Source organism: Antrihabitans auranticaus (genome assembly GCF_016481275.1).
Classification (GTDB): Bacteria; Actinomycetota; Actinomycetes; order Mycobacteriales; family Mycobacteriaceae; genus Antrihabitans.
Window position 1 is genome coordinate 405,550 of sequence record NZ_JAEMNW010000002.1, and the last position, 18,629, is coordinate 424,178.

The window sequence follows — 18,629 nt, forward strand, 5'->3', positions numbered from 1 at the left end:
TCGCCTAGGCTCCGGTCATACACTTAAAGAAATTCTGTATGACCGGAGGTTGGGCATGGTGATCGGAAGACGTGCCGTCGTTCTCGGCGGCAGCGTGGCGGGATTGTGTGCCGCAGGCGCTGTTGCGCCGTACTTCGACGAGGTGATCGTGCTCGAGCGGGATTCGTTGCCCGCAGACGCCGAGCACCGCCGCGGGGTACCGCAGAGCAAGCACCCACACTTCATGCTCAATTCCGGTCGGCGGGCCATCGAGCAGCTGTTTCCGGGCTTCGAAGCCGCCCTGATCGCGGCCGGTGGGCGCAAGTTGAACCCCTCGCTCGACGCCGCATACTGCGAGGCCGTGGGGTGGGCGCCGCGCAAGTCGGGATCGATGACGATGGTCTACGGCTCGCGCATCCTCATCGAGCGGGTGCTGCGCGACATGGCCCGCACTCTTGCGAACGTGACGATCCGGGAGAACGTCGTCGTCAGCGGTATCGAGACAGCGGGCGCGGGTACCGCGGACGGCCGTGTGACGGGCGTCCGCGTGCAGGACGAGGTGCTCGCGGCGGACCTCGTCATCGATGCCATGGGCAGGGGATCGTCTGTCCCTGCGTGGCTCGTCGCCGCGGGGTGGTCGGAGGCGCCTGTTCGGTCGCTCGATGCGAAGGTTGCCTACTCGTCGATGTGGTACCAACTACCGCCCGAACGCCCGGCCAGTTGGTGGTGGCAGCACCTCGCGATCATGCCGAACCAGAAGAAGGGCGCGCACCCGGAAGAGCACGACTACCTGGTCAACTTCTTCCCGATCGAGGGTGACCGCGCGATCGCCTGCATGGGGGCGTGGGGCCTCGAACTCCCGAAGAAGACGGATGCTTTCGTCGAAGCGGCGGAACGGATTCGGACGCCGGTGTTCGCGGCGGCGATGAAGCAGTGTGAGCAACTGTCGGAGGTGCATCTGACGCGCTCGACCGGAAACAAGTGGCGGCGATACGACCTCGCGGTCGATGCACCGCTCGGCTTCGTCGCGATCGGCGATGCCATCTGCGCGTTCAATCCGTTCTACGGCCAAGGGATGAGCTCGGCGGCGCGCTCCGCTGTCATTCTGGCCGACCGGCTGAGCGAATCCACGGTTCTCGATCGTGGATTCTTCCGAAGCTTCCTCGACCGGCAGCGCAAGTCTCTGGACGTACCGTGGATGCTCGCCATTGCCCGGGACCAGGGCTACGAGCACGCGACCGGCACCGAAATCGCCTCTCCGCTGCGCCGACGGATCTCGGCTGCGCTGGTGTGGCCTGTCTTCAACCTCATTACGGCCGCCGCGCGTGAGGACGATGTCGTCGAAGACCACTTCGCCCGTGTGTTCAATCTCGACGAGTCGATGACGGACATGGCAAAGAATCCGCGAGTGCTCGCGGGCCTTCTCCGGTACAAGCTGAAGCTCATGTTCGGACGCGAGAAGATGCCGAGAAGTTTCGACATTCAGCTCGATCCGCCGGCGACCGACTACACGCCGGACACCACGGTCGGTCGAAAGAGCGCCACCGGCACACGGAAGAAGGCGATGGCGCGATGAGCGCAACGTGTGACTCCGTGGCAGACCGCGTCACCGCCTATCTGGGCTTCTCGTGTCACGACGCGAATCCGATTGTCACGCTCCGTAACCCGGCGGACCTGGCCAATGCAACATTGCCGGTGCTCGAGATCCTGATCATCGGTGGCGCGATCTTCGCGTTCGTGCACGCGTTGCGACGACTGCGCCGCGACGGTGACCCGACGAACCTTGCGCTGTGGTTCGCATCGCTGGTCTATTTGTTCGTCATCGAACCGCCCCTCTATTTTCCGGGCTGGTTCGGTCTGGACGAGCAGGTCGGATTCATCTTCGCGCACAATGTGTTCAGCGTGCAGTTCATGTACGACAGGCTTCCGCTCTACATCGTGGCGATCTATCCCGCACTCAGCCAACTCGCATACGAACTCGTCCGATCGCTCGGCATCTTCCAGCGCAGGGGCGCGTTCGTCGGCGCGCTGTGTGTGGCGTTCGTCTGTCAGGTGTTCTACGAGATCTTCGATCAGCTAGGCCCGCAACTGAAGTGGTGGGCCTGGAACCTCGACAACAAGGTGAACCACCCGCTGCTTGCGGCGGTGCCCATGAACAGCATCGTGCTTTTCGCGTCCGTGTCGTTCGGCGCGATCGTCTACCTCGTGGTCAAGCTGGTGGGGGAGCCGAGCTGGCGGGGTCGGCAGCTACGCGCTCGATCCTTGGTCCCGCGGATCGTCGTTGCCGGTGCGCTGGCGCCGATCGCGATGCCGATTGCGAGTATCCCGAGCGCGCTGTTCGGCGGTAGCGACCCCAACACGACCGCTCAGGCGATCGTGCTCGCCGCCGAAATGGTGGTGCTGTGGGTCGTGGGTGGGACGTTCCTGTTCCGGCAGTGGCTCGAATTGCGCGACACGAAAGAGCCCGTGACGCTCGATGCTTTCGTGCGAATCTATCCGGCGATCTACCTGATAGTGTTCGCTTTGCTGTGGGTCTATGCACTGCCGGACTTCGTCGGTGCGGAAGGTGGAATGACCAGCGACGGAACGCCTATCGGCAACGCGCCGTACACGCTGGCATGCTTCCTCGCTGCCGGTGCGTGCGTAGCGGCGGTCCTGTTGCTACCGCGTCGCGGACCCGCGCAGCAGCCTCCGACCCGGCAAGTCGGCGCGTCCATGCGATGATCCGCGAGTGAGAACTCGTGGCTGGCAAGGGGACTTGCCTCGGGACGAGAGCGAAGCGCGCGACCGGATTGTGGCCGCGGCGACTCGTTGCGTCGACAGGCTCGGGCCGAAGAAGACGAATATCGCCGCGGTCGCAACGGAACTCGGCGTCACGAGGCAGACCGTGTACCGATACTTTCCGACGCTGCCCGACCTGCTCGCCGCCGTCGCCGAAACCGGTGCAGAGCAGTTCCTGGTGCGCATGGGAGAACACCTCGCAGCGGTCACTACTCCGGAAGAAGCCGTCACGGAGTCGATCGTGTTCGCGTTGAACGCGATTCCGAGTGAGCCCTACATCGGCCTGCTACTGCAGGCCGGCGCGAACGACATGATGGGCCGCGGAGTGACGTCCGCTATCGGGATGTCCTACGGTGCGCAGATGTTGGGCCGAATGCCCGTCGACTGGAGTTCGGTAGGCGTCGCCGAGGACGACCTGGAACCGCTCGCCGAGATCATCATGCGACTGGTGTTCTCGTTCATGGAATATCCGGTCGATCCGCCACGCACCGACGACGAAGTCAGGCTGCTGGTTCGGCGCTGGCTCGGTCCCGCGCTGGCCCGGCGGCCATTCGAAACCTAAGCAGTCTTGACGGCAGCCTCGAGCGTTGCGCCGAAGGCGCAGACCGCCAGCTCGCCGAGAATCGGATCTTCTTCTGCGTGCTCGGGCGCCTGCATTGCGAGCAGTACGTTCATCAGCATGCCCTGCGCGATGAATTCGCGCGCTCTTTCCGGCGTGCATCCGGTGCGATCGCGCAGTTGCTGGTAAATCGCTGACATGTTGGAACGCGCGATCGGCCCGATCTCCGGCGTCGACCCCGCGATGAAGCCGTGCATCATCACGAGCAGGATGTCGCGGTCGGTCACGAGTTCGCCGTACGCCTCGCCCAGGGCGTTCCAGAACTCCTCGCTGGCCGGATCGAGCGTCAGCGTGTCCAGTTCCGCATCGAAGGTCGCGCGGATGGCGTCACAGGCCCGGGTGAAGACCTCACGGAAGAGATCGGCCTTCGTGCCGAACATTCGGACCACGTAGGGCTGGGATACGCCTGCTTCCCTCGCGATCACATCTGTGCTGGTACCGGCGTATCCACCGACGGCGAACGCCCGCGACGCCGCAGCGAGGATCAGCTCTCGACGTTCGGCCGCGGGCATTCTCGTCTGAGGTTTTTCGGAAGTTTCCTGCGCTGGCATGTTGACATGTTATCACCTGATTACTTACGGTGGGAACGTTAGTAATCATCCGATGCTTACAAGGAGTGACGATGACCATCGTCTCAGATCCACCACAGTTGCTCGAACGGTCCGGCGAGCCTTCCGGCGTCACTCCGCTGCGCGAGAAGGCGGCAGTTCCGCTCGGGATCGCACTGGTAGCTGCGTCCTTGCCGATGTTCATGGCGACGCTCGACAACCTCGTCATGACGAGCGCACTGCCCGTCATTCAGGCTGACCTCGGCGCGAGCGTCGGTCAGCTGCAGTGGTTCGTCAACGCCTACACGCTTGCGTTCGCGACACTGATGCTTCCCGCCGCGACCCTGGGGGACCGGTGGGGGCGGCGCAAGGTCTTCCTCGCCGGAATCGGCCTGTTCACATTCGGCTCGATCGCTTCGGCGCTGTCGACGATAGCGGGGCTACTCATCATTTCGCGCGTCGTCCAGGGCATGGGTGCGGCGGCCATCATGCCGCTGTCGCTCGCACTGCTCGCCAGCGCCGTTCCAGTGGCCAAGCGTGCGTTGGCAATCGGCGTGTGGGGCGGCGTGTCCGGCCTCGGTGTCGCGCTCGGTCCGGTGATCGGCGGCGCAGTGGTCGACGGCGTTTCATGGCAAGCCATTTTCTGGATCAACGTTCCGGTCGCTGTAGTCGCAATTCCGTTGGCGCTCTACGCATTGAAGGATTCGGTCGGGCGCAGGCAGCCGCTCGATCTGCTCGGTGTGCTGCTGGCCGGCGGCGCCGTATTCGTCGCGGTGTGGGCGATCGTCCACGGCAACGACGACGGCTGGACCTCGCCGTCGGTTCTCGGATCGCTGTTCGTGGCCGGAACTCTGCTGGCGGCATTCATCGTTCGTGAATCACGGGTGGCATTCCCCGTCTTGCCGCTACGGCTGTTCTCCTCCCGCAGCTTCTCCATGGCCAACATCATCGGGTTGACGTTCTCGCTCGGGATGATGGGTGCGGTGTTCTTGCTGTCGCAGTACTTGCAGATCGAAATGGGCTACACCCCACTGGAAGCGGGTGTCCGCACGCTGCCGTGGACCGCGGCGCCGATGTTCGTCGCGCCGCTCGCGGGGTTCCTCGTGCCGCGGTTGGGTCTGCGCGTGCTGCTGGTGTCCGGCCTTGTGCTGCAGGCTCTTTCGCTCGGCTACATGGCAGCGGTGATCGTACCCGGTGTGCACTACGACCAGGTCGTGCCTGCGTTCGTCATGGCCGGAATCGGCATGGGCCTGACCTTCGCGCCCAGTACGACCGCTGTCCTGACCGACATGGCTGAAGACGACCATGCGACCGCCAGTTCGGCGAACGCCACGGTCCGCGAAATCGGCATCGCAATGGGCATCGCCATTCTGACGGCGGTGTTCCTGAGCTACGACGGTCAACTGGTTCCGGGCGGTTACGCGGACGCCTTGCGTCCGGCGCTACTGGTGGGGATGGCCGCCGTTGCGGTCGCGGTGATCGCCGCGCTGTTCGTCCCGAGCGGAAAGGGTGCGCAGGAACGGTAGCCGAACCGTCAAGGCTGACCTGGGAACGGCACCGTGGGTGGTGCCGTTCCCAGTATCGTGCGCCAGTTCGCAAGGCGGAGAGCGCATTCGGTCAGTGCATCGAGACCCGTGCCGCGGGCGTGCTCGGACTGCGCCCGTTCGATGACCGAACGCCACGCAACCGCCGTATCCGTCTCGATCGTGACCGCGAGGTTCGCTGCCGCGATCGGGTCGCCGACGGGGAACGGCAGGTTGTAGCCCGCCTCGGGCGCAGGAATGTCGATACTCACCGCCGTCAGCGCATCGATCGTCGCGTCCCGGCGGGACCGGTGGGCGGCGGCGTCTGCCGCGACCATGCGGTCGCGATCGGGATTGGAGAAAGCGGCCACGACGCCGTAGGCGAATACGGCAGCGTACTCGGCGGCCAGTGCGTCCAGCAGCGCCTGTTGCTCGGGTCCCGGACTCATCGCAGCAGCACCCCGACCTCCGTGGTGCACGCGGCGCTGATCGAGCCGAGCAGACCGGCGCGGTAGCCGGACAGTGACCGCGCCAACGCCGCGGCCGTGCGGCCCGACTCGGTCAGTCGCGCACGCAATTCATCGAGGGAGGGAGGCGCGACGGGTGCGGGCGGTGCACTCGTCGTAAGCGAACGCGTCGTCGGCGCGGAACCGTCCTCGAGGACTCCTACCAGCCGAGCTATTTCTGCAGCCAGCGCGTCTGCATGTGCGGTGCGTTCGGCGGTGATGAGGTTGAGTGCGCCGGACCGGTCGGGCATCGCTGCCACTGCCGCCGTCGCGAGCGCCGCGTCGTTCCGGGCGCGATCTGCTTGTGCGATAAGCGGATCCGGCGGTTCGAGCGAAGCGGTGTCGTCGCCACCCGAACACCCCGCCAGCCCACTGACCGCAACAGCGCCGACGGCAGCGAAACCTGCTATTCGAAATGTCGATCGCCGCGTATGCGTTGCAGAGGTGAGCGGGGTCGGCACCGCTCCATCGTGCCAGGCGCCGGGGCGTGCGTGCACCGAGGTCCGACGCGTGTCGTCGGATGGCGCTCCGTGGGCGTTGCTTCGCGCACCCTCTCCGGCGCGTTAGGCTTGTTATCCCACCGAACGCAGAAGTCAGTCGACCGATCCGCAGGAAGACAACTGAACCAGGAGCCCCGAGATGCCGATTCCTTCCCTGGAAAGGGTGAGCAAGCTCGTCGCAGATCCCGTTACGCGACGCGGTTTCGATCTCGAGGACGTGGCCGTTGTGGCGGCCGGGAAACATTCCACGGTCCGTGTGACGGTGGACAGTGACTCCGGGGTGACGCTCGACGACATTGCGGGCCTGACCCGTGACATCTCCGAAGCGCTCGACGAGATAACGGATACCGGCGAGGCGCCGTACACGCTGGAAGTGACGACTCCCGGCATCGGGCGTCCGCTCACGCTCGAACGGCACTGGCGACGGGCGCGCGGTCGCAAGGTCAAGATCGAGACGCCGACCGAGAAGTTCGTCGGGCGTATCGGTGAGGCAAAAGACGGCGGCGTCGCGATCGTCGTGCCCGGCAGGGAGCCCACGTTGCGGACCGTGTCGCTCGACGATGTCACCAAGGCGGTTGTCGAGGTGGAGTTTTCGCCGCCGAATCCCCGGGAACTGGAACTCGCCGGCGGAATCGCGCCGGGGCGTCCGGTGCCGGGTGCAGAGGTAGAACCGATCGAAGTAGAGGAATCAGACAAATGAATATCGACATTGCGGCGCTGCGCGCCATAGAGGCCGAGAAAGGGATCACCATCGAGGCGGTGATCTCGACGATCCAGTCGGCGCTGCTGACCGCCTACCGCCACACCGAGGGCCATCAGCCCAACGCGCGAATCGACGTGAATCGCAAGACGGGTGTCGTCCGGGTGATGGCGATGGACACCGACGTCGACGGCAACCTGATCTCCGAGTGGGACGACACCCCGGAGGGCTTCGGGCGCATCGCCGCGACGACGGCCCGCCAAGTAATCCTGCAGCGCCTGCGTGACGCCGAGCACGAGAAGGCGTTCGGTGAGTTCTCGACACACGAGGGTGAAATCGTCGGCGGTGTCATCCAGCGCGACACGCGAGCGAACGCGCGCGGCACGATCGTCGTCCGGATCGGTTCCGATGCGAACGGTGCCGACGGCCTGATTCCTGCCGCCGAGCAGGTGCCGGGGGAGACCTACGAGCACGGCGAGCGCCTCAAGTGCTACGTCGTCGGTGTCTCCCGTGGCCAGCGCGGACCGCAGATCACGTTGTCGCGCACGCACCCGAATCTGGTCCGCAAACTGTTCGCGCTCGAGGTGCCCGAGATCGCCGACGGGTCCGTCGAGATCGTCGCAGTAGCTCGCGAATCCGGCCATCGCTCCAAGATCGCCGTGAAATCCAACGTCAGCGGCCTGAACGCCAAGGGCGCATGCATCGGCCCGATGGGTCAGCGGGTGCGCAATGTAATGAGCGAACTTGCCGGCGAGAAGATCGACATCATCGACTACGACGCCGACCCCGCGAAGTTCGTCGGGAATGCGCTGTCGCCTTCGAAGGTTGTCTCGGTGACCGTCGTGGACCCCGATGCGCGCGCCGCACGCGTGGTCGTTCCGGACTTCCAGTTGTCGCTCGCCATCGGTAAGGAAGGCCAGAATGCGCGCCTCGCGGCACGCCTGACGGGATGGCGAATCGACATCAGAAGCGACGCCGCACAGGGTAGCGATCGACCGGTCGGGCCCGAGGCGAACCGCGTCTAGGGACACGATGCGGAGATCGGGCCGAACAGCGGTAGAGTGGACGATGGTTCAGCACGAGCCCTCGATTTCAGATGTGCCCAGCAGCCGATTGTCCTCCGACGGTCGACCTGTGCGGATGTGCATCGGATGCCGGGAGCGAGTGCTGACTGCCGACCTGCTCAGGATTGTTGCGCTGAAGATCGGGACATCGGAGAACGCTGCCGATGGCTACGAGCTTCAGCCGGATCCACGGCACAGACTCCCCGGTCGGGGTGCGTGGCTGCACCCGGATCCGAGCTGTCTGCGACTTGCAGAGCGGCGCCGAGCATTCGGCAGAGCGTTGAGAGTGTCCGGACATCTGGACATCTCTGGGTTGGTGCGGCTGATAGAGCCGGACCGCACAGGGCACGAGTTGTACCTCGAGAAGAACAGGCACGAGCACTCATGAGCACACCGTGAAGCACCAGCGATGAACGTCCATCGGAGATAACCCGAGGTCGTGCGGGCCCCCGTGAGAGGGGACGCCATGCTCGACCTCTCAGTGAGGAGAGCAGTGGCAGGCAAGGCCCGCGTGCACGAGTTGGCAAAAGAACTCGGTGTCACAAGTAAGGAACTACTCGCAAAGCTCAAGGAGCAAGGCGAGTTCGTGAAGTCAGCGTCGTCGACGGTGGAAGCACCCGTCGCACGACGAGTGCGTGAATCTTTCGCAGCGCCCAGTGCGGCGCCGTCGAACGGTGGCAGCGCAACCAAGCAACCGGCCGCACCCTCAGCAGGTGCGGCAAGGCCGGGCGCGCCGCGCCCGGGTCCGAAGCCCGCGCCGAAGGCGGCGCCCGCGCCGCAGGCACCGGCTCCCAGCGCGCCCGTGGCAGCAGCACCGGCGGCTCCCGCCGCTCCTGCACCGAGCGCTCCGGCAGCCCGCACGGAAGCGGCGCCGGCTCCCAGCCCGCGTCCCGCTCCGGCTCGGCGACCGGCAGCACCCGAGCAGCCAGCAGCCGCAGCTGCGCCTGCGCCTGCGCCCGCTGCACCGGCTCCGGCAGCACCGGCGACCCCGGGTGGTCCGAAGCCGGGCCCGAAGGCTCCGCGCGTCGGAAACAATCCCTACTCGTCCGCACCGACCGAGCGTCCCGTTCCGCGGCCCGCTCCCGGTGCACCTCGTCCCGGCGCGAGCTCGCGCCCAGCTCCCGGCCAGGGCGGTCCCCGTCCCGCACCGGGGCAGGGTGGTCCGCGTCCGGCACCCGGTCAGGGCGCACGTCCCGGCCCTGGTGGTCAACGTCCGCCGGCCGGTGCCGGTGGTCCGCGTCCGGCCCCAGGTCAGGGCGGTCCCCGTCCGAGCCCCGGCTCGATGCCCCCACGCCCGAACCCGGGTGCAATGCCCACCCGTTCGGCTCGTCCCGCACCCGGTGCCGGTAGGCCCGGCGGCGGAGGCGGTCGCCCAGGTGGCGCTCCCGGCGGTCGTCCGGGCGGTCCCGGTGCAGGTGGCGGCGGCTATCGCGGCGGTGCCGGCGGTGGCGGTGGCGCTCCCGGTGCTCCCGCGGCGGGCGCTCCCGCGGCAGGTGGTTTCCGCGGTCGCCCAGGTGGCGGTGGCGGCGGCGGTCAACGCCGCGGTGGCGGTGCAGCCGGTGCCTTCGGTCGTCCCGGCGGTGCGGTCCGTCGTGGACGTAAGTCGAAGCGGGCGAAACGCGCAGAATACGAAAACATGCAGGCGCCCGCCGTCGGTGGCGTTCGGCTGCCGCGCGGCAACGGCGAGACGATCCGTCTCGCCCGCGGCGCATCGCTCGTCGATTTCGCCGACAAGATCGACGCGAACCCCGCTGCGCTGGTCCAGGCGTTGTTCAACCTCGGTGAGATGGTCACGGCAACTCAGTCGGTAGGCGACGAGACGCTGGAACTGCTCGGCGGCGAGATGAACTACGTCGTTCAGGTTGTCAGCCCGGAGGACGAGGATCGGGAGCTGCTCGAAGGCTTCGACCTCACCTATGGCGAGGACGCGGGTGATGAGGACGATCTCGAGTTCCGTCCGCCGGTCGTGACCGTCATGGGCCACGTCGACCACGGTAAGACTCGACTGCTCGACTCGATCCGTAAGGCAAACGTCCGCGAGGGCGAGGCCGGCGGTATCACCCAGCACATCGGCGCCTACCAGGTGCTCACCGTGCTCGAGGGCAACGAGCGTCTCGTCACCTTCATCGATACGCCTGGTCACGAGGCCTTCACGGCCATGCGTGCTCGCGGCGCGAAGGCTACCGACCTCGCGATCCTGGTCGTGGCGGCCGACGACGGCGTCATGCCGCAGACGGTGGAAGCGATCAACCACGCGCAAGCGGCCGACGTGCCGATCGTGGTCGCGGTGAACAAGATCGACAAGGAAGGCGCGAACCCGGACAAGATCCGGCAGCAGCTGACCGAATACGGTCTGGTCGCCGAGGAATATGGCGGCGACACGATGTTCGTCGACATCTCGGCGAAGCAGGGCACCAATATCGACGCGCTGCTCGAAGCGGTGCTGTTGACCGCGGATGCCTCGCTCGACCTGCGGGCCAACCCGGATATGGACGCTCAGGGTGTTGCCATCGAGGCGCACCTCGACCGTGGCCGCGGCCCCGTCGCGACCGTCCTCATCGCTCGCGGAACGCTGCGTGTCGGTGACTCGATCGTTGCCGGTGACGCTTACGGCCGCGTTCGCCGCATGGTCGACGAGCACGGCGAAGACGTCGCAGAGGCACTGCCTTCGCGTCCGGTGCAGGTTATCGGCTTCACGTCGGTGCCGGGTGCAGGCGACAACCTCCTGGTCGTCGACGAGGACCGCATCGCCCGCCAGATCGCCGACCGTCGCAATGCGCGCAAGCGCAACGCGATGCAGGCGCGCAGCCGCAAGCGGATCAGCCTGGAAGACCTGGATTCGGCACTGAAGGAAACTTCGCAGCTGAACTTGATCCTCAAGGGCGACAACTCCGGAACCGTGGAGGCTCTGGAAGAGGCGCTGCTCGGGATCCAGATCGACGACGAGGTGGAGCTGCGAGTCATCGACCGTGGTGTCGGTGGCGTCACCGAGACCAACGTCAACCTGGCATCGGCCTCCAACGCGATCATCATCGGCTTCAACGTCCGTGCCGAAGGCAAGGCGACCGAGCTGGCGAACCGCGAGGGTGTCGACATCCGGTACTACTCGGTGATCTACCAGGCCATCGACGAGATCGAGAAGGCCCTCAAGGGCATGCTCAAGCCGGTGTACGAAGAAGTGGAGCTCGGTCGCGCCGAGATCCGCGCGCTGTTCCGGTCCTCGAAGGTCGGCACGATCGCAGGCTGCATGGTCACGTCGGGCACGATCCGTCGCAACGCCAAGGCTCGTCTGCTTCGCGACAGTGTCGTGGTCGCGGAAACTGTCACCATCTCCTCGCTCAAGCGGGAGAAGGACGACGCCACGGAGGTCCGCGAAGGTTTCGAGTGCGGTCTGACGTTGACGTACAACGACATCCGCGAGGGCGACATCATCGAGGCCTACGAGCTGCGTGAGAAGGCCCGCGACTAGCTAGGCGCTGCGCGCCTGTGCGCGGTTGGCGAGTCCAGGGACTCGCCAACCGCGCACGGGGCAACCGGAGGGAGGCCTGTTGTACGTCGGCGCACTCGAGCTGGATGTCCTGCTCGGTGACGTGCACTCGTTGAAAGAGAAGCGGTCCTTCGTCAAACCGGTACTCGCCGAACTGAAGAAGTTCGGCGTATCGGCTGCAGAGACCGGTGATCAAGACAGGCACCGCAGAGCGCTGCTCGGAGTCGCAATTGCGAGTTCGGGCGTCGACCACATCAACAACATCCTCGACGAGTGCGAGCGTGCGGTCGCACGGCGACCGGAGCTGGACCTGCTCGCTGCACGCAGGCGAATCTTCGGCCCACAAGACTGAGGACGGTAGGAGAAAATCATGGTGGATCAGGCGAGGGCACGAAAGCTCGCAAAGCGCATCGCGACGATCGTCGCGTCGGCTATCGAGCACGAGATCAAGGATCCGCGGCTGGGTTTCGTCACGGTCACCGATGCGAAGGTGACCGGTGATCTGCGCGATGCGACGGTGTTCTACACCGTGCTCGGGGAGAACCTGGAGACCGAGCCCGATTATCAGGGCGCGGCGCTCGGCCTCGAGAAGGCGAAGGGTGTCCTGCGATCGAAGGTGGGCGAAGGAACCGGTGTACGGTTCACGCCCACGCTGGCGTTCGTGCTCGACACCGTTCCCGACACGGCGCGCCAAATGGAGGAGTTACTTGCCAAGGCCCGAGCTGCAGACGACGAGGTTGCCCGCGCGCGTGCGGGTGCCAAACATGCAGGCGACCCGGATCCGTACAAAGTCGACAACGATCGGGCTGCCGGCGCCGATGACGACGACTAGGCCGGTATCCCGATGACAGTATTGGGCCCGTCCCACGACGGAGTCGAGCATGCGTCGCGTTGCAGCGATCTCGATCTCGCTCCGGCCCTCGCGGCACTGGAAGCCGCAACGTCGGTCACGATCCTCTGCCACGTCCAGCCCGATGCCGACTCGCTCGGTAGTGGCCTCGCGCTCGCCTATGCGCTGAGCCGGCGCAGCGTCCCAGTCCAGGTGTCGTTCGCCGAGCCTGCAGAACTGCCGCAATCCCTGCGGTCGTTGCCGGGACGCGACTTCGTCGTACCGGCGGAGATCGTCGCCGACGAAGTAGATCTGCTCGTAACGGTCGATTGCGGGAGTGTCGCCCGGCTGGGTGCCCTCGCCGACCGTTTGAAGGGCGCGCACCAAACACTCGTCATCGACCATCACCGATCGAACACGCGCTTCGGATCGATCAACATCGTCGACGAGACGGCGGAGTCGACCGCGAGCGTGATCGCCCGCATCCTGGACCTCCTGGGTACCGACGTCGACAGCGACATCGCACACTGCCTGTACGCCGGACTGGTCACCGATACGGGCTCGTTCCGCTGGGTGCGGCCAGGCACGCACCGACTCGCGGACCGACTGCTCGCCACGGGTATCGACGGTGCGCGGATCGCTCGCACGTTGCTCGACACGCACCCGTTCGGTTGGCTGCCCATGCTTGCGAAGGTGCTCGACACCGCGGAACTCGTTCCCGACGCTGCGCGCGGCGCGGGGCTCGTCTACGCGGTCGTGCGGCGAAGCGACGTCGACGGCTTGCGATCCGAAGAGGTCGAGAGCGTGATCGACATCGTCCGCACGACGACGGAAGCCGAGGTTGCGGCGGTCTTCAAGGAGGCTGCGGCAGACTCCGACGAGCGTTGGTCGGTCTCGCTGCGGTCGAAGGAACTCGTCGACGTGAGCGCTGTCGCTATCTCGCTCGGGGGCGGTGGCCACAGTTTTGCGGCGGGCTATACCACCAACGGCCCGATCGAGGACCTGGTCAGTTCGCTGGTAGCCGCTCTGGCGTGATGCGCCGAATCTTTGCCCTCGCCCTCCCGGCGTTCGGCGTCTTGGTTGCCGAGCCGATGTACGTGCTGTTCGATATCGCTGTCGTCGGTCGGCTCGGCGCGCTGCCATTGGCAGGTCTTGCGGTCGGCGGCCTGATTCTGACGATCGTGAGTACTCAACTCACTTTTCTGTCCTACGGCACTACCTCGCGTGCGGCTCGGCGGCACGGGGCGGGGGAGCGTGCCGGCGCAGTCCGCGAGGGCGTATCCGCGACCTGGCTGGCACTGCTGCTCGGCGTCGCGATCGTGGTCGTGATGCAGATCTTCGCGGCTCCGATCGCGAGAGCCGTGGCGGGTGGAACCGACATTGCCGACACGGCCGAAAGCTGGTTACGCACCGCACTTTTCGGAGTCCCGCTGATTCTGGTCGGGATGGCCGGGAACGGGTGGATGCGCGGCGTGCAGGACGTGCTGCGGCCGTTGCGCTATGTGGTTGCGGGGCTGGTTCTTTCCGCGCTGCTGTGTCCGTTCCTGGTGCACGGCTTGCTTTTTGCGCCGAATCTCGGCGTGCGCGGGTCTGCGGTGGCGAACGTCGCCGGCCAGGCCGTGACCGGCTCATTGTTCGTTGCGGCATTGGTTCGCGAACGGGTTCCGCTGCGGCCGGAGCCTGCTGTGATGCGGGCGCAGGTTGTGCTGGGCCGTGATCTCGTCGCGCGAAGTCTGGCATTCCAGCTGTGTTTCCTCTCGGCGGCGGCGGTCGCCGCACGCTTCGGGGCGGCATCCGTCGCAGCACATCAGCTTGTGCTGCAACTCTGGAACCTCGTGACGCTGGCGCTGGACTCGTTGGCGATTGCTGCTCAGACGATGGTCGGCGCGGCGCTCGGGGCCCGCCAGGCGAAGCAGGCCCGCGATCTCGCCTGGCAGATAACCAGACTGTCCACGGTATTCGGGCTCGGTTTGGCTGTGGTGTTCGGCATCGGCGTCGAACTGATTCCAGCGCTGTTCACCTCGGACGCGGGCGTCATCGAACAAGCACACATCGCGTGGTGGTTCTTCGTCGCGATCGTTCCGATCGGCGGCGTTGTCTTCGCTCTCGACGGCGTGCTGCTCGGGGCGGGCGACGCGAGTTTCCTGCGCAATGCCACGCTGGGTAGCGCAATCGTCGGATTTCTTCCGCTCGTGTGGCTCTCGCTCGTTTTCGACTGGGGGCTGGCGGGAATCTGGATGGGGTTGACGCTGTTTATGGTTTTGCGGATGGGTGCGGTAGTTGCACGGACTGTCTCGGGGCGCTGGGCGGTAGTGGGGTCGGATATCTCGGTGGATACGGAAAGGTAGTGGTCGTGACCCGCAAGTTGATGGCAGTCAGCGATATTCACGTCGGACACCGAGGGAACCGCCCGATCACGGAACAGATCTTTCCGGACTCACCGGACGATTGGCTGATCGTTGCCGGGGACGTCTCCGAGAAGACCGACGACATTCGCTGGGCGCTGCAACTGTTGCGATCGCGCTTCGCCAAGGTCATCTGGGTGCCGGGCAATCACGAATTGTGGACGACGGCCAAGGATCCGGTCCAGATGTACGGTGCCGCCCGGTACGACTACCTGGTCAATATGTGCCGCGAGATCGACGTCGTCACACCCGAAGACGAGTTTCCGGTGTGGGACACCATCGAGGGACCGGTAACACTCGTGCCGATGTTCCTGCTCTACGACTACTCGTTCCTGCCTGCGGGAACCCAGACGAAGGCCGAGGGGCTAGCGGTAGCTCGCGAGCGCAACGTGGTCGCCACCGACGAATTTCTGCTCAAGCCCGACCCCTATGTCACGCGGGACGCGTGGTGCCAGGTCCGGGTTGCCGCGACCAAGAAGCGACTCGACGAGTTGCATCCGGACATGCCGCTCGTCCTCATCAACCACTTCCCGCTGGTCCGCCAACCCACCGAGGTCTTGTTCTATCCGGAGTTCTCGCTGTGGTGCGGCACGACCATGACCGCGGACTGGCACAAGAAGTACAACGTCATCTGCTCGGTGTACGGGCACCTGCACATTCCGCGCACGACCTACTACGACGGTGTCCGGTTCGAGGAAGTCTCGCTCGGCTACCCACGCGAATGGCAGCGCCGGGGTCTGCCCGACAAGCTGTTGCGCCAGATCCTGCCCGTGCCCGACTATCCGCCCGGCTCGCTCAACAAATGGGGTGGCCATTTCAAGGTCACTCCCGAGATGGAAGCCGAAGCCGAGAAAATGCGTGCGCAGCACCAGCGCTGACAGGACGACAACGTTGATCGAGAAGATCCTCCCGGCGGGTATGGCCGCCGCCGAATTGTTCACCGACCCACCGGGTCTGAAGCCCCACCCGCTCGAGGAGTCGATGATCTCGCGCGCGGTCGAGAAGCGGCGCCGGGAGTTCATCGGCGCTCGCCATTGCGCGCGCGAGGCAATGGCGAAACTCGGCGTCGAGCCAGGGCCGGTGTTGCGCGGCGATCGCAACGTGCCGGTGTGGCCCAGGGGACTGGTCGGCAGCTTGACGCACTGCGAAGGCTATCGCGGTGCGGCGCTGGGATACTCGATGCAGTTTCGGTCGGTGGGGATCGATGCCGAGCCGCACGGTCCGCTGCCGGAAGGCGTGCTCGACCACGTCAGCCTGCCCGAGGAACGCACGTGGCTCGCTGCGCAGGGCGGTGAAATCCATTGGGACCGCTTGCTTTTCTGTGCGAAGGAAGCAACCTACAAAGCGTGGTTTCCCTTGACCGGCCGATGGCTGGGATTCGAAGACGCACACATAACGTTCACCGCCGACGGTGTAACGGGCACGTTCCACAGCGAGTTGCTCATTTCGGGCGAGGTCACAGACGGCGGAACGCCGCTGCGGACGTTCGATGGCCGCTGGCTGATGTCCGACGGCCTCGTCCTGACGACGATTGCGGTGTCCTAGTGTCGCGAATTGCCGGTGCGGGGCTGCTCATCGTCGACAAAGATCCCGGAATGACCAGCCACGACGTGGTTGCCCGCTGTCGAAAGTTGCTGCACACGAAGAAGATCGGTCATGCAGGCACGCTCGATCCGATGGCTACCGGTGTGCTGGTTCTCGGCGTCGAGCGGGCAACGAAGATGCTCGGTCTGCTCTCGCTGACGACGAAGGCGTACAGCGCGACGATCCGGTTGGGCCAGTCGACGACCACCGACGACGCCGAGGGTGAAGTCGTGTACGCCGCGTCTGCCTTCGGCGTCACCGAAGCCGAACTCGCAGCCGAGGTTTCGGTGCTGACCGGCGACATTCGACAGGTTCCCGCGAGCGTCAGCGCGATCAAGGTCGACGGGCAGCGTGCGCATGCGCGGATCCGCGCCGGCGAGGAAGTGGTGCTCGAGGCGCGTCCGGTCACCGTCTCGCAGTTCGACGTCCTCGAAACCCGTCAGGCCGACGAGTTCCTAGATGTCGACGTCGCAGTCGAATGTTCCTCCGGCACTTACATTCGCGCGTTGGCTCGCGACCTCGGAGCAGCGCTCGGCACCGGCGGGCATCTGACCGCGTTGCGGCGCACGCGCGTTGGTCCGTTCACCCTGGAACACGCGCGCACCCTCGACGACCTCGCCGAAGAGCCCGGCGTGAGTATGGATATCGACGCGGCCGCGCTGACATCGTTTCCACACCGGGCGGTTTCGGCCGAGGAGGCCGAGTCGCTCAGTCAGGGTCGGTGGCTGGACCCGATCGGCATGACTGGTGTCTACGTCACGATCGACCCTGCCGGCCGAGCGATCGCGCTGCTCGAGGAGCGCGGTAAGCGGGCGGCCTCGGTGATGGTGGTCCGCCCGGCGAACCTAGTGCACTGACCGATCCTGCGGCCACCCGCCGTACGGCACGGTGATGATCTCGAGGCGATGCCCGGACGGATCGTTGAAATACACCCCGCGACCACCGTCGTTGTGGTTGATCGTGCCCGACCGGCCACTGTGCGGATCAGGCCAATGCTCCAGTCCGGCAGCGACTATCCGTCCGTAGATGGCGTCGAAGTCGGCCTCCGAAACCAGGAATGCGTAGTGCTGGGGGAAGACCTCGCCGTCGAGCTGCGCGAAATCGAGTGTTGCTCCGTGCTCGAGCTGTACGGCCAGGAACGGACCGGCCTGCACCGGATCCGGAAGACCGAAGTACGTGGTGAAGAACCAGGCGGATTCTTGCCTGTCCTTTGCGAAGACGATGGTGTGGTTGAACGAGATACCCAAGATGACCCCTTGGTACGGCGCCTCCATGCCTGACGCTGTCCGCCACCGGCACGCGACGCTGCTGCCAGCAAATCACGACTGTGCGGCAAGTCGCAAGGCGTTCAGTCGGATACAAGCCAAATCGACTGTGCTGCAGGACTTCCAAGGTCGATCGGGGCGCTGGAGTCGCCGCCGATGCGGACGGATATCGTCCCGGCGAAGTCGCGTCGCTCCAGGACTTCCACATGGGTGTCGAGCGCGATTCCGACCGAATCGAAGTAGCGCAACATCGCTGGGTCCGAGTCGGAAATTCGCGCGATATGACCGGATTCCTGATCGACGAAATCGCTCAACTGCTTGGCGCGGGGAGCGGGCACGGCGCCGTCCGGTGATGGAATCGGGTCGCCGTGCGGATCGCGCTCGGGATGGCCGAGCTTGGCATCGATGCGCGACATGAGCAGATCCGAGACCGCGTGCTCGAGCACTTCAGCCTCGTCGTGAACCTCGTCCCAGCGGTAGCCGAGCTCCTGGACCAGGAACGTCTCGATCAGGCGGTGCCTGCGAACCATGGCAACGGCCGCCAACCGGCCCTCTTCGGTGAGGGTGATCGAGCCGTACTTTGCGTGATCGACGAGCCCTTGATCGGCGAGCTTTCGCACGGCCTCCGACACCGTCGAGGCGGAAACGCCGATGCGTTCGGCGAGCAACTTGGTCGACACTCGTTCGGCGGACCACTCCTGGGCGGTCCAGATAACTTTGAGATAGTCCTGCGCGACAGGCGTCAGCACCGGTGTGCCCTCGCTCGGATCGCCATCTCGTTTGTCCACACATACGAGCTTAGGTAACACTGCCCGAAAGTACACATCGACGGGCTGACC

The 18,629-nt window shown here is 65.5% G+C and carries 20 protein-coding genes; 15 read left to right on the top strand and 5 right to left on the bottom strand.

The window, feature by feature from the left end:
* Positions 1–55: 55 nt before the first annotated feature.
* From JGU72_RS09795 to JGU72_RS09805, 3 genes are read left to right on the top strand one after another with little or no spacing between them, the layout of a single operon-like run.
* Complete coding sequence (locus tag JGU72_RS09795) at positions 56–1,555, top strand: FAD-dependent oxidoreductase (RefSeq protein WP_199683637.1); 1,500 nt, start codon at positions 56–58, stop codon at positions 1,553–1,555.
* A complete protein-coding gene (locus JGU72_RS09800; protein WP_199683638.1) occupies positions 1,552–2,703 on the top strand; it encodes a hypothetical protein in 1,152 nt (383 codons plus the stop codon). The genes JGU72_RS09795 and JGU72_RS09800 overlap by 4 nt, the downstream gene beginning before the upstream one ends.
* A 7-nt stretch (positions 2,704–2,710) precedes the next feature.
* The gene (locus JGU72_RS09805; protein WP_199683640.1) at positions 2,711–3,322 is read left to right on the top strand and encodes a TetR/AcrR family transcriptional regulator; all 612 of its coding nucleotides are present in this window, start codon (positions 2,711–2,713) and stop codon (positions 3,320–3,322) included.
* Here the strand turns inward: JGU72_RS09805 and JGU72_RS09810 are convergent.
* Positions 3,319–3,930 (bottom strand): TetR/AcrR family transcriptional regulator, encoded by a 612-nt coding sequence (locus JGU72_RS09810; RefSeq protein ID WP_199683642.1) that lies wholly within the window; start codon positions 3,928–3,930, stop codon positions 3,319–3,321. The two genes, JGU72_RS09805 and JGU72_RS09810, sit on opposite strands and share 4 nt — an antisense overlap.
* Before the next feature lie 71 nt (positions 3,931–4,001).
* Between JGU72_RS09810 and JGU72_RS09815 the strand changes: the two genes are divergently transcribed.
* On the top strand, positions 4,002–5,453 hold the full coding sequence (locus JGU72_RS09815) for an MFS transporter (RefSeq protein ID WP_199683645.1): 1,452 nt from the start codon (positions 4,002–4,004) through the stop codon (positions 5,451–5,453).
* An 8-nt stretch (positions 5,454–5,461) separates the two neighbouring features.
* Here JGU72_RS09815 and JGU72_RS09820 read toward each other — a convergent pair whose 3' ends face one another.
* Both JGU72_RS09820 and JGU72_RS09825 read right to left on the bottom strand, forming a co-directional pair.
* On the bottom strand, positions 5,462–5,899 hold the full coding sequence (locus JGU72_RS09820; RefSeq protein ID WP_199683647.1) for a ferritin-like domain-containing protein: 438 nt from the start codon (positions 5,897–5,899) through the stop codon (positions 5,462–5,464).
* A complete protein-coding gene (locus JGU72_RS09825; protein WP_199683650.1) occupies positions 5,896–6,417 on the bottom strand; it encodes a hypothetical protein in 522 nt (173 codons plus the stop codon). The genes JGU72_RS09820 and JGU72_RS09825 overlap by 4 nt, the downstream gene beginning before the upstream one ends.
* 178 nt (positions 6,418–6,595) lie before the next feature.
* Between JGU72_RS09825 and rimP the strand changes: the two genes are divergently transcribed.
* The 11 genes from rimP to truB all read left to right on the top strand — a co-directional run bounded on the left by rimP (position 6,596) and on the right by truB (position 17,382).
* Positions 6,596–7,156 carry a ribosome maturation factor RimP gene (rimP, locus tag JGU72_RS09830; protein ID WP_199683652.1) on the top strand — a complete coding sequence of 187 codons (561 nt, stop codon included), beginning with the start codon at positions 6,596–6,598 and terminating at the stop codon, positions 7,154–7,156.
* Positions 7,153–8,181, top strand: coding sequence for a transcription termination factor NusA (gene nusA / locus JGU72_RS09835; protein ID WP_199683653.1), 1,029 nt, complete (start codon positions 7,153–7,155; stop codon positions 8,179–8,181). The genes rimP and nusA overlap by 4 nt, the downstream gene beginning before the upstream one ends.
* A gap of 43 nt (positions 8,182–8,224) precedes the next feature.
* On the top strand, positions 8,225–8,608 hold the full coding sequence (locus tag JGU72_RS09840; RefSeq protein WP_199683654.1) for a YlxR family protein: 384 nt from the start codon (positions 8,225–8,227) through the stop codon (positions 8,606–8,608).
* 105 nt (positions 8,609–8,713) lie between these two features.
* Positions 8,714–11,689: a translation initiation factor IF-2 gene (infB, locus tag JGU72_RS09845; RefSeq protein WP_199683655.1), complete on the top strand. Its 2,976-nt coding sequence runs from the start codon at positions 8,714–8,716 to the stop codon at positions 11,687–11,689.
* Positions 11,690–11,768: 79 nt separating this feature from the next.
* Positions 11,769–12,059, top strand: a complete 291-nt coding sequence (locus JGU72_RS09850) for a DUF503 domain-containing protein (RefSeq protein ID WP_199683656.1) — start codon at positions 11,769–11,771, stop codon at positions 12,057–12,059.
* An 18-nt stretch (positions 12,060–12,077) separates the two neighbouring features.
* On the top strand, positions 12,078–12,539 hold the full coding sequence (gene rbfA, locus JGU72_RS09855; protein WP_199683657.1) for a 30S ribosome-binding factor RbfA: 462 nt from the start codon (positions 12,078–12,080) through the stop codon (positions 12,537–12,539).
* A 12-nt stretch (positions 12,540–12,551) separates the two neighbouring features.
* Positions 12,552–13,571 (top strand): DHH family phosphoesterase, encoded by a 1,020-nt coding sequence (locus JGU72_RS09860; protein WP_199683658.1) that lies wholly within the window; start codon positions 12,552–12,554, stop codon positions 13,569–13,571.
* Positions 13,571–14,884: an MATE family efflux transporter gene (locus JGU72_RS09865; RefSeq protein ID WP_199684539.1), complete on the top strand. Its 1,314-nt coding sequence runs from the start codon at positions 13,571–13,573 to the stop codon at positions 14,882–14,884. Before JGU72_RS09860 ends, JGU72_RS09865 begins: the two co-directional genes overlap by 1 nt.
* A 5-nt stretch (positions 14,885–14,889) precedes the next feature.
* Complete coding sequence (locus tag JGU72_RS09870; protein ID WP_199683659.1) at positions 14,890–15,819, top strand: metallophosphoesterase family protein; 930 nt, start codon at positions 14,890–14,892, stop codon at positions 15,817–15,819.
* Between the two features lie 13 nt (positions 15,820–15,832).
* Positions 15,833–16,486: a 4'-phosphopantetheinyl transferase Npt gene (gene npt / locus JGU72_RS09875; RefSeq protein ID WP_307828439.1), complete on the top strand. Its 654-nt coding sequence runs from the start codon at positions 15,833–15,835 to the stop codon at positions 16,484–16,486.
* Positions 16,486–17,382, top strand: coding sequence for a tRNA pseudouridine(55) synthase TruB (gene truB / locus JGU72_RS09880; RefSeq protein ID WP_374101099.1), 897 nt, complete (start codon positions 16,486–16,488; stop codon positions 17,380–17,382). Before npt ends, truB begins: the two co-directional genes overlap by 1 nt.
* Here truB and JGU72_RS09885 read toward each other — a convergent pair.
* Both JGU72_RS09885 and JGU72_RS09890 read right to left on the bottom strand, forming a co-directional pair.
* Positions 17,371–17,772, bottom strand: coding sequence for a VOC family protein (locus JGU72_RS09885; RefSeq protein ID WP_199683660.1), 402 nt, complete (start codon positions 17,770–17,772; stop codon positions 17,371–17,373). The two genes, truB and JGU72_RS09885, sit on opposite strands and share 12 nt — an antisense overlap.
* A 101-nt stretch (positions 17,773–17,873) precedes the next feature.
* Positions 17,874–18,578: a metal-dependent transcriptional regulator gene (locus tag JGU72_RS09890; RefSeq protein ID WP_307828373.1), complete on the bottom strand. Its 705-nt coding sequence runs from the start codon at positions 18,576–18,578 to the stop codon at positions 17,874–17,876.
* Positions 18,579–18,629: the final 51 nt, after the last annotated feature.

Coding starts and splice junctions, on each gene's coding strand:
- JGU72_RS09795 (WP_199683637.1), top strand. CDS start 56: ATGGTGATCGGAAGACGTGCCGTCGTTCTCGGCGGCAGCGTGGCGGGA.
- JGU72_RS09800 (WP_199683638.1), top strand. CDS start 1,552: ATGAGCGCAACGTGTGACTCCGTGGCAGACCGCGTCACCGCCTATCTG.
- JGU72_RS09810 (WP_199683642.1), bottom strand. CDS start 3,930: ATGCCAGCGCAGGAAACTTCCGAAAAACCTCAGACGAGAATGCCCGCG.
- JGU72_RS09815 (WP_199683645.1), top strand. CDS start 4,002: ATGACCATCGTCTCAGATCCACCACAGTTGCTCGAACGGTCCGGCGAG.
- JGU72_RS09820 (WP_199683647.1), bottom strand. CDS start 5,899: ATGAGTCCGGGACCCGAGCAACAGGCGCTGCTGGACGCACTGGCCGCC.
- rimP (WP_199683652.1), top strand. CDS start 6,596: ATGCCGATTCCTTCCCTGGAAAGGGTGAGCAAGCTCGTCGCAGATCCC.
- nusA (WP_199683653.1), top strand. CDS start 7,153: ATGAATATCGACATTGCGGCGCTGCGCGCCATAGAGGCCGAGAAAGGG.
- JGU72_RS09840 (WP_199683654.1), top strand. CDS start 8,225: ATGGTTCAGCACGAGCCCTCGATTTCAGATGTGCCCAGCAGCCGATTG.
- rbfA (WP_199683657.1), top strand. CDS start 12,078: ATGGTGGATCAGGCGAGGGCACGAAAGCTCGCAAAGCGCATCGCGACG.
- JGU72_RS09860 (WP_199683658.1), top strand. CDS start 12,552: ATGACAGTATTGGGCCCGTCCCACGACGGAGTCGAGCATGCGTCGCGT.
- JGU72_RS09865 (WP_199684539.1), top strand. CDS start 13,571: ATGCGCCGAATCTTTGCCCTCGCCCTCCCGGCGTTCGGCGTCTTGGTT.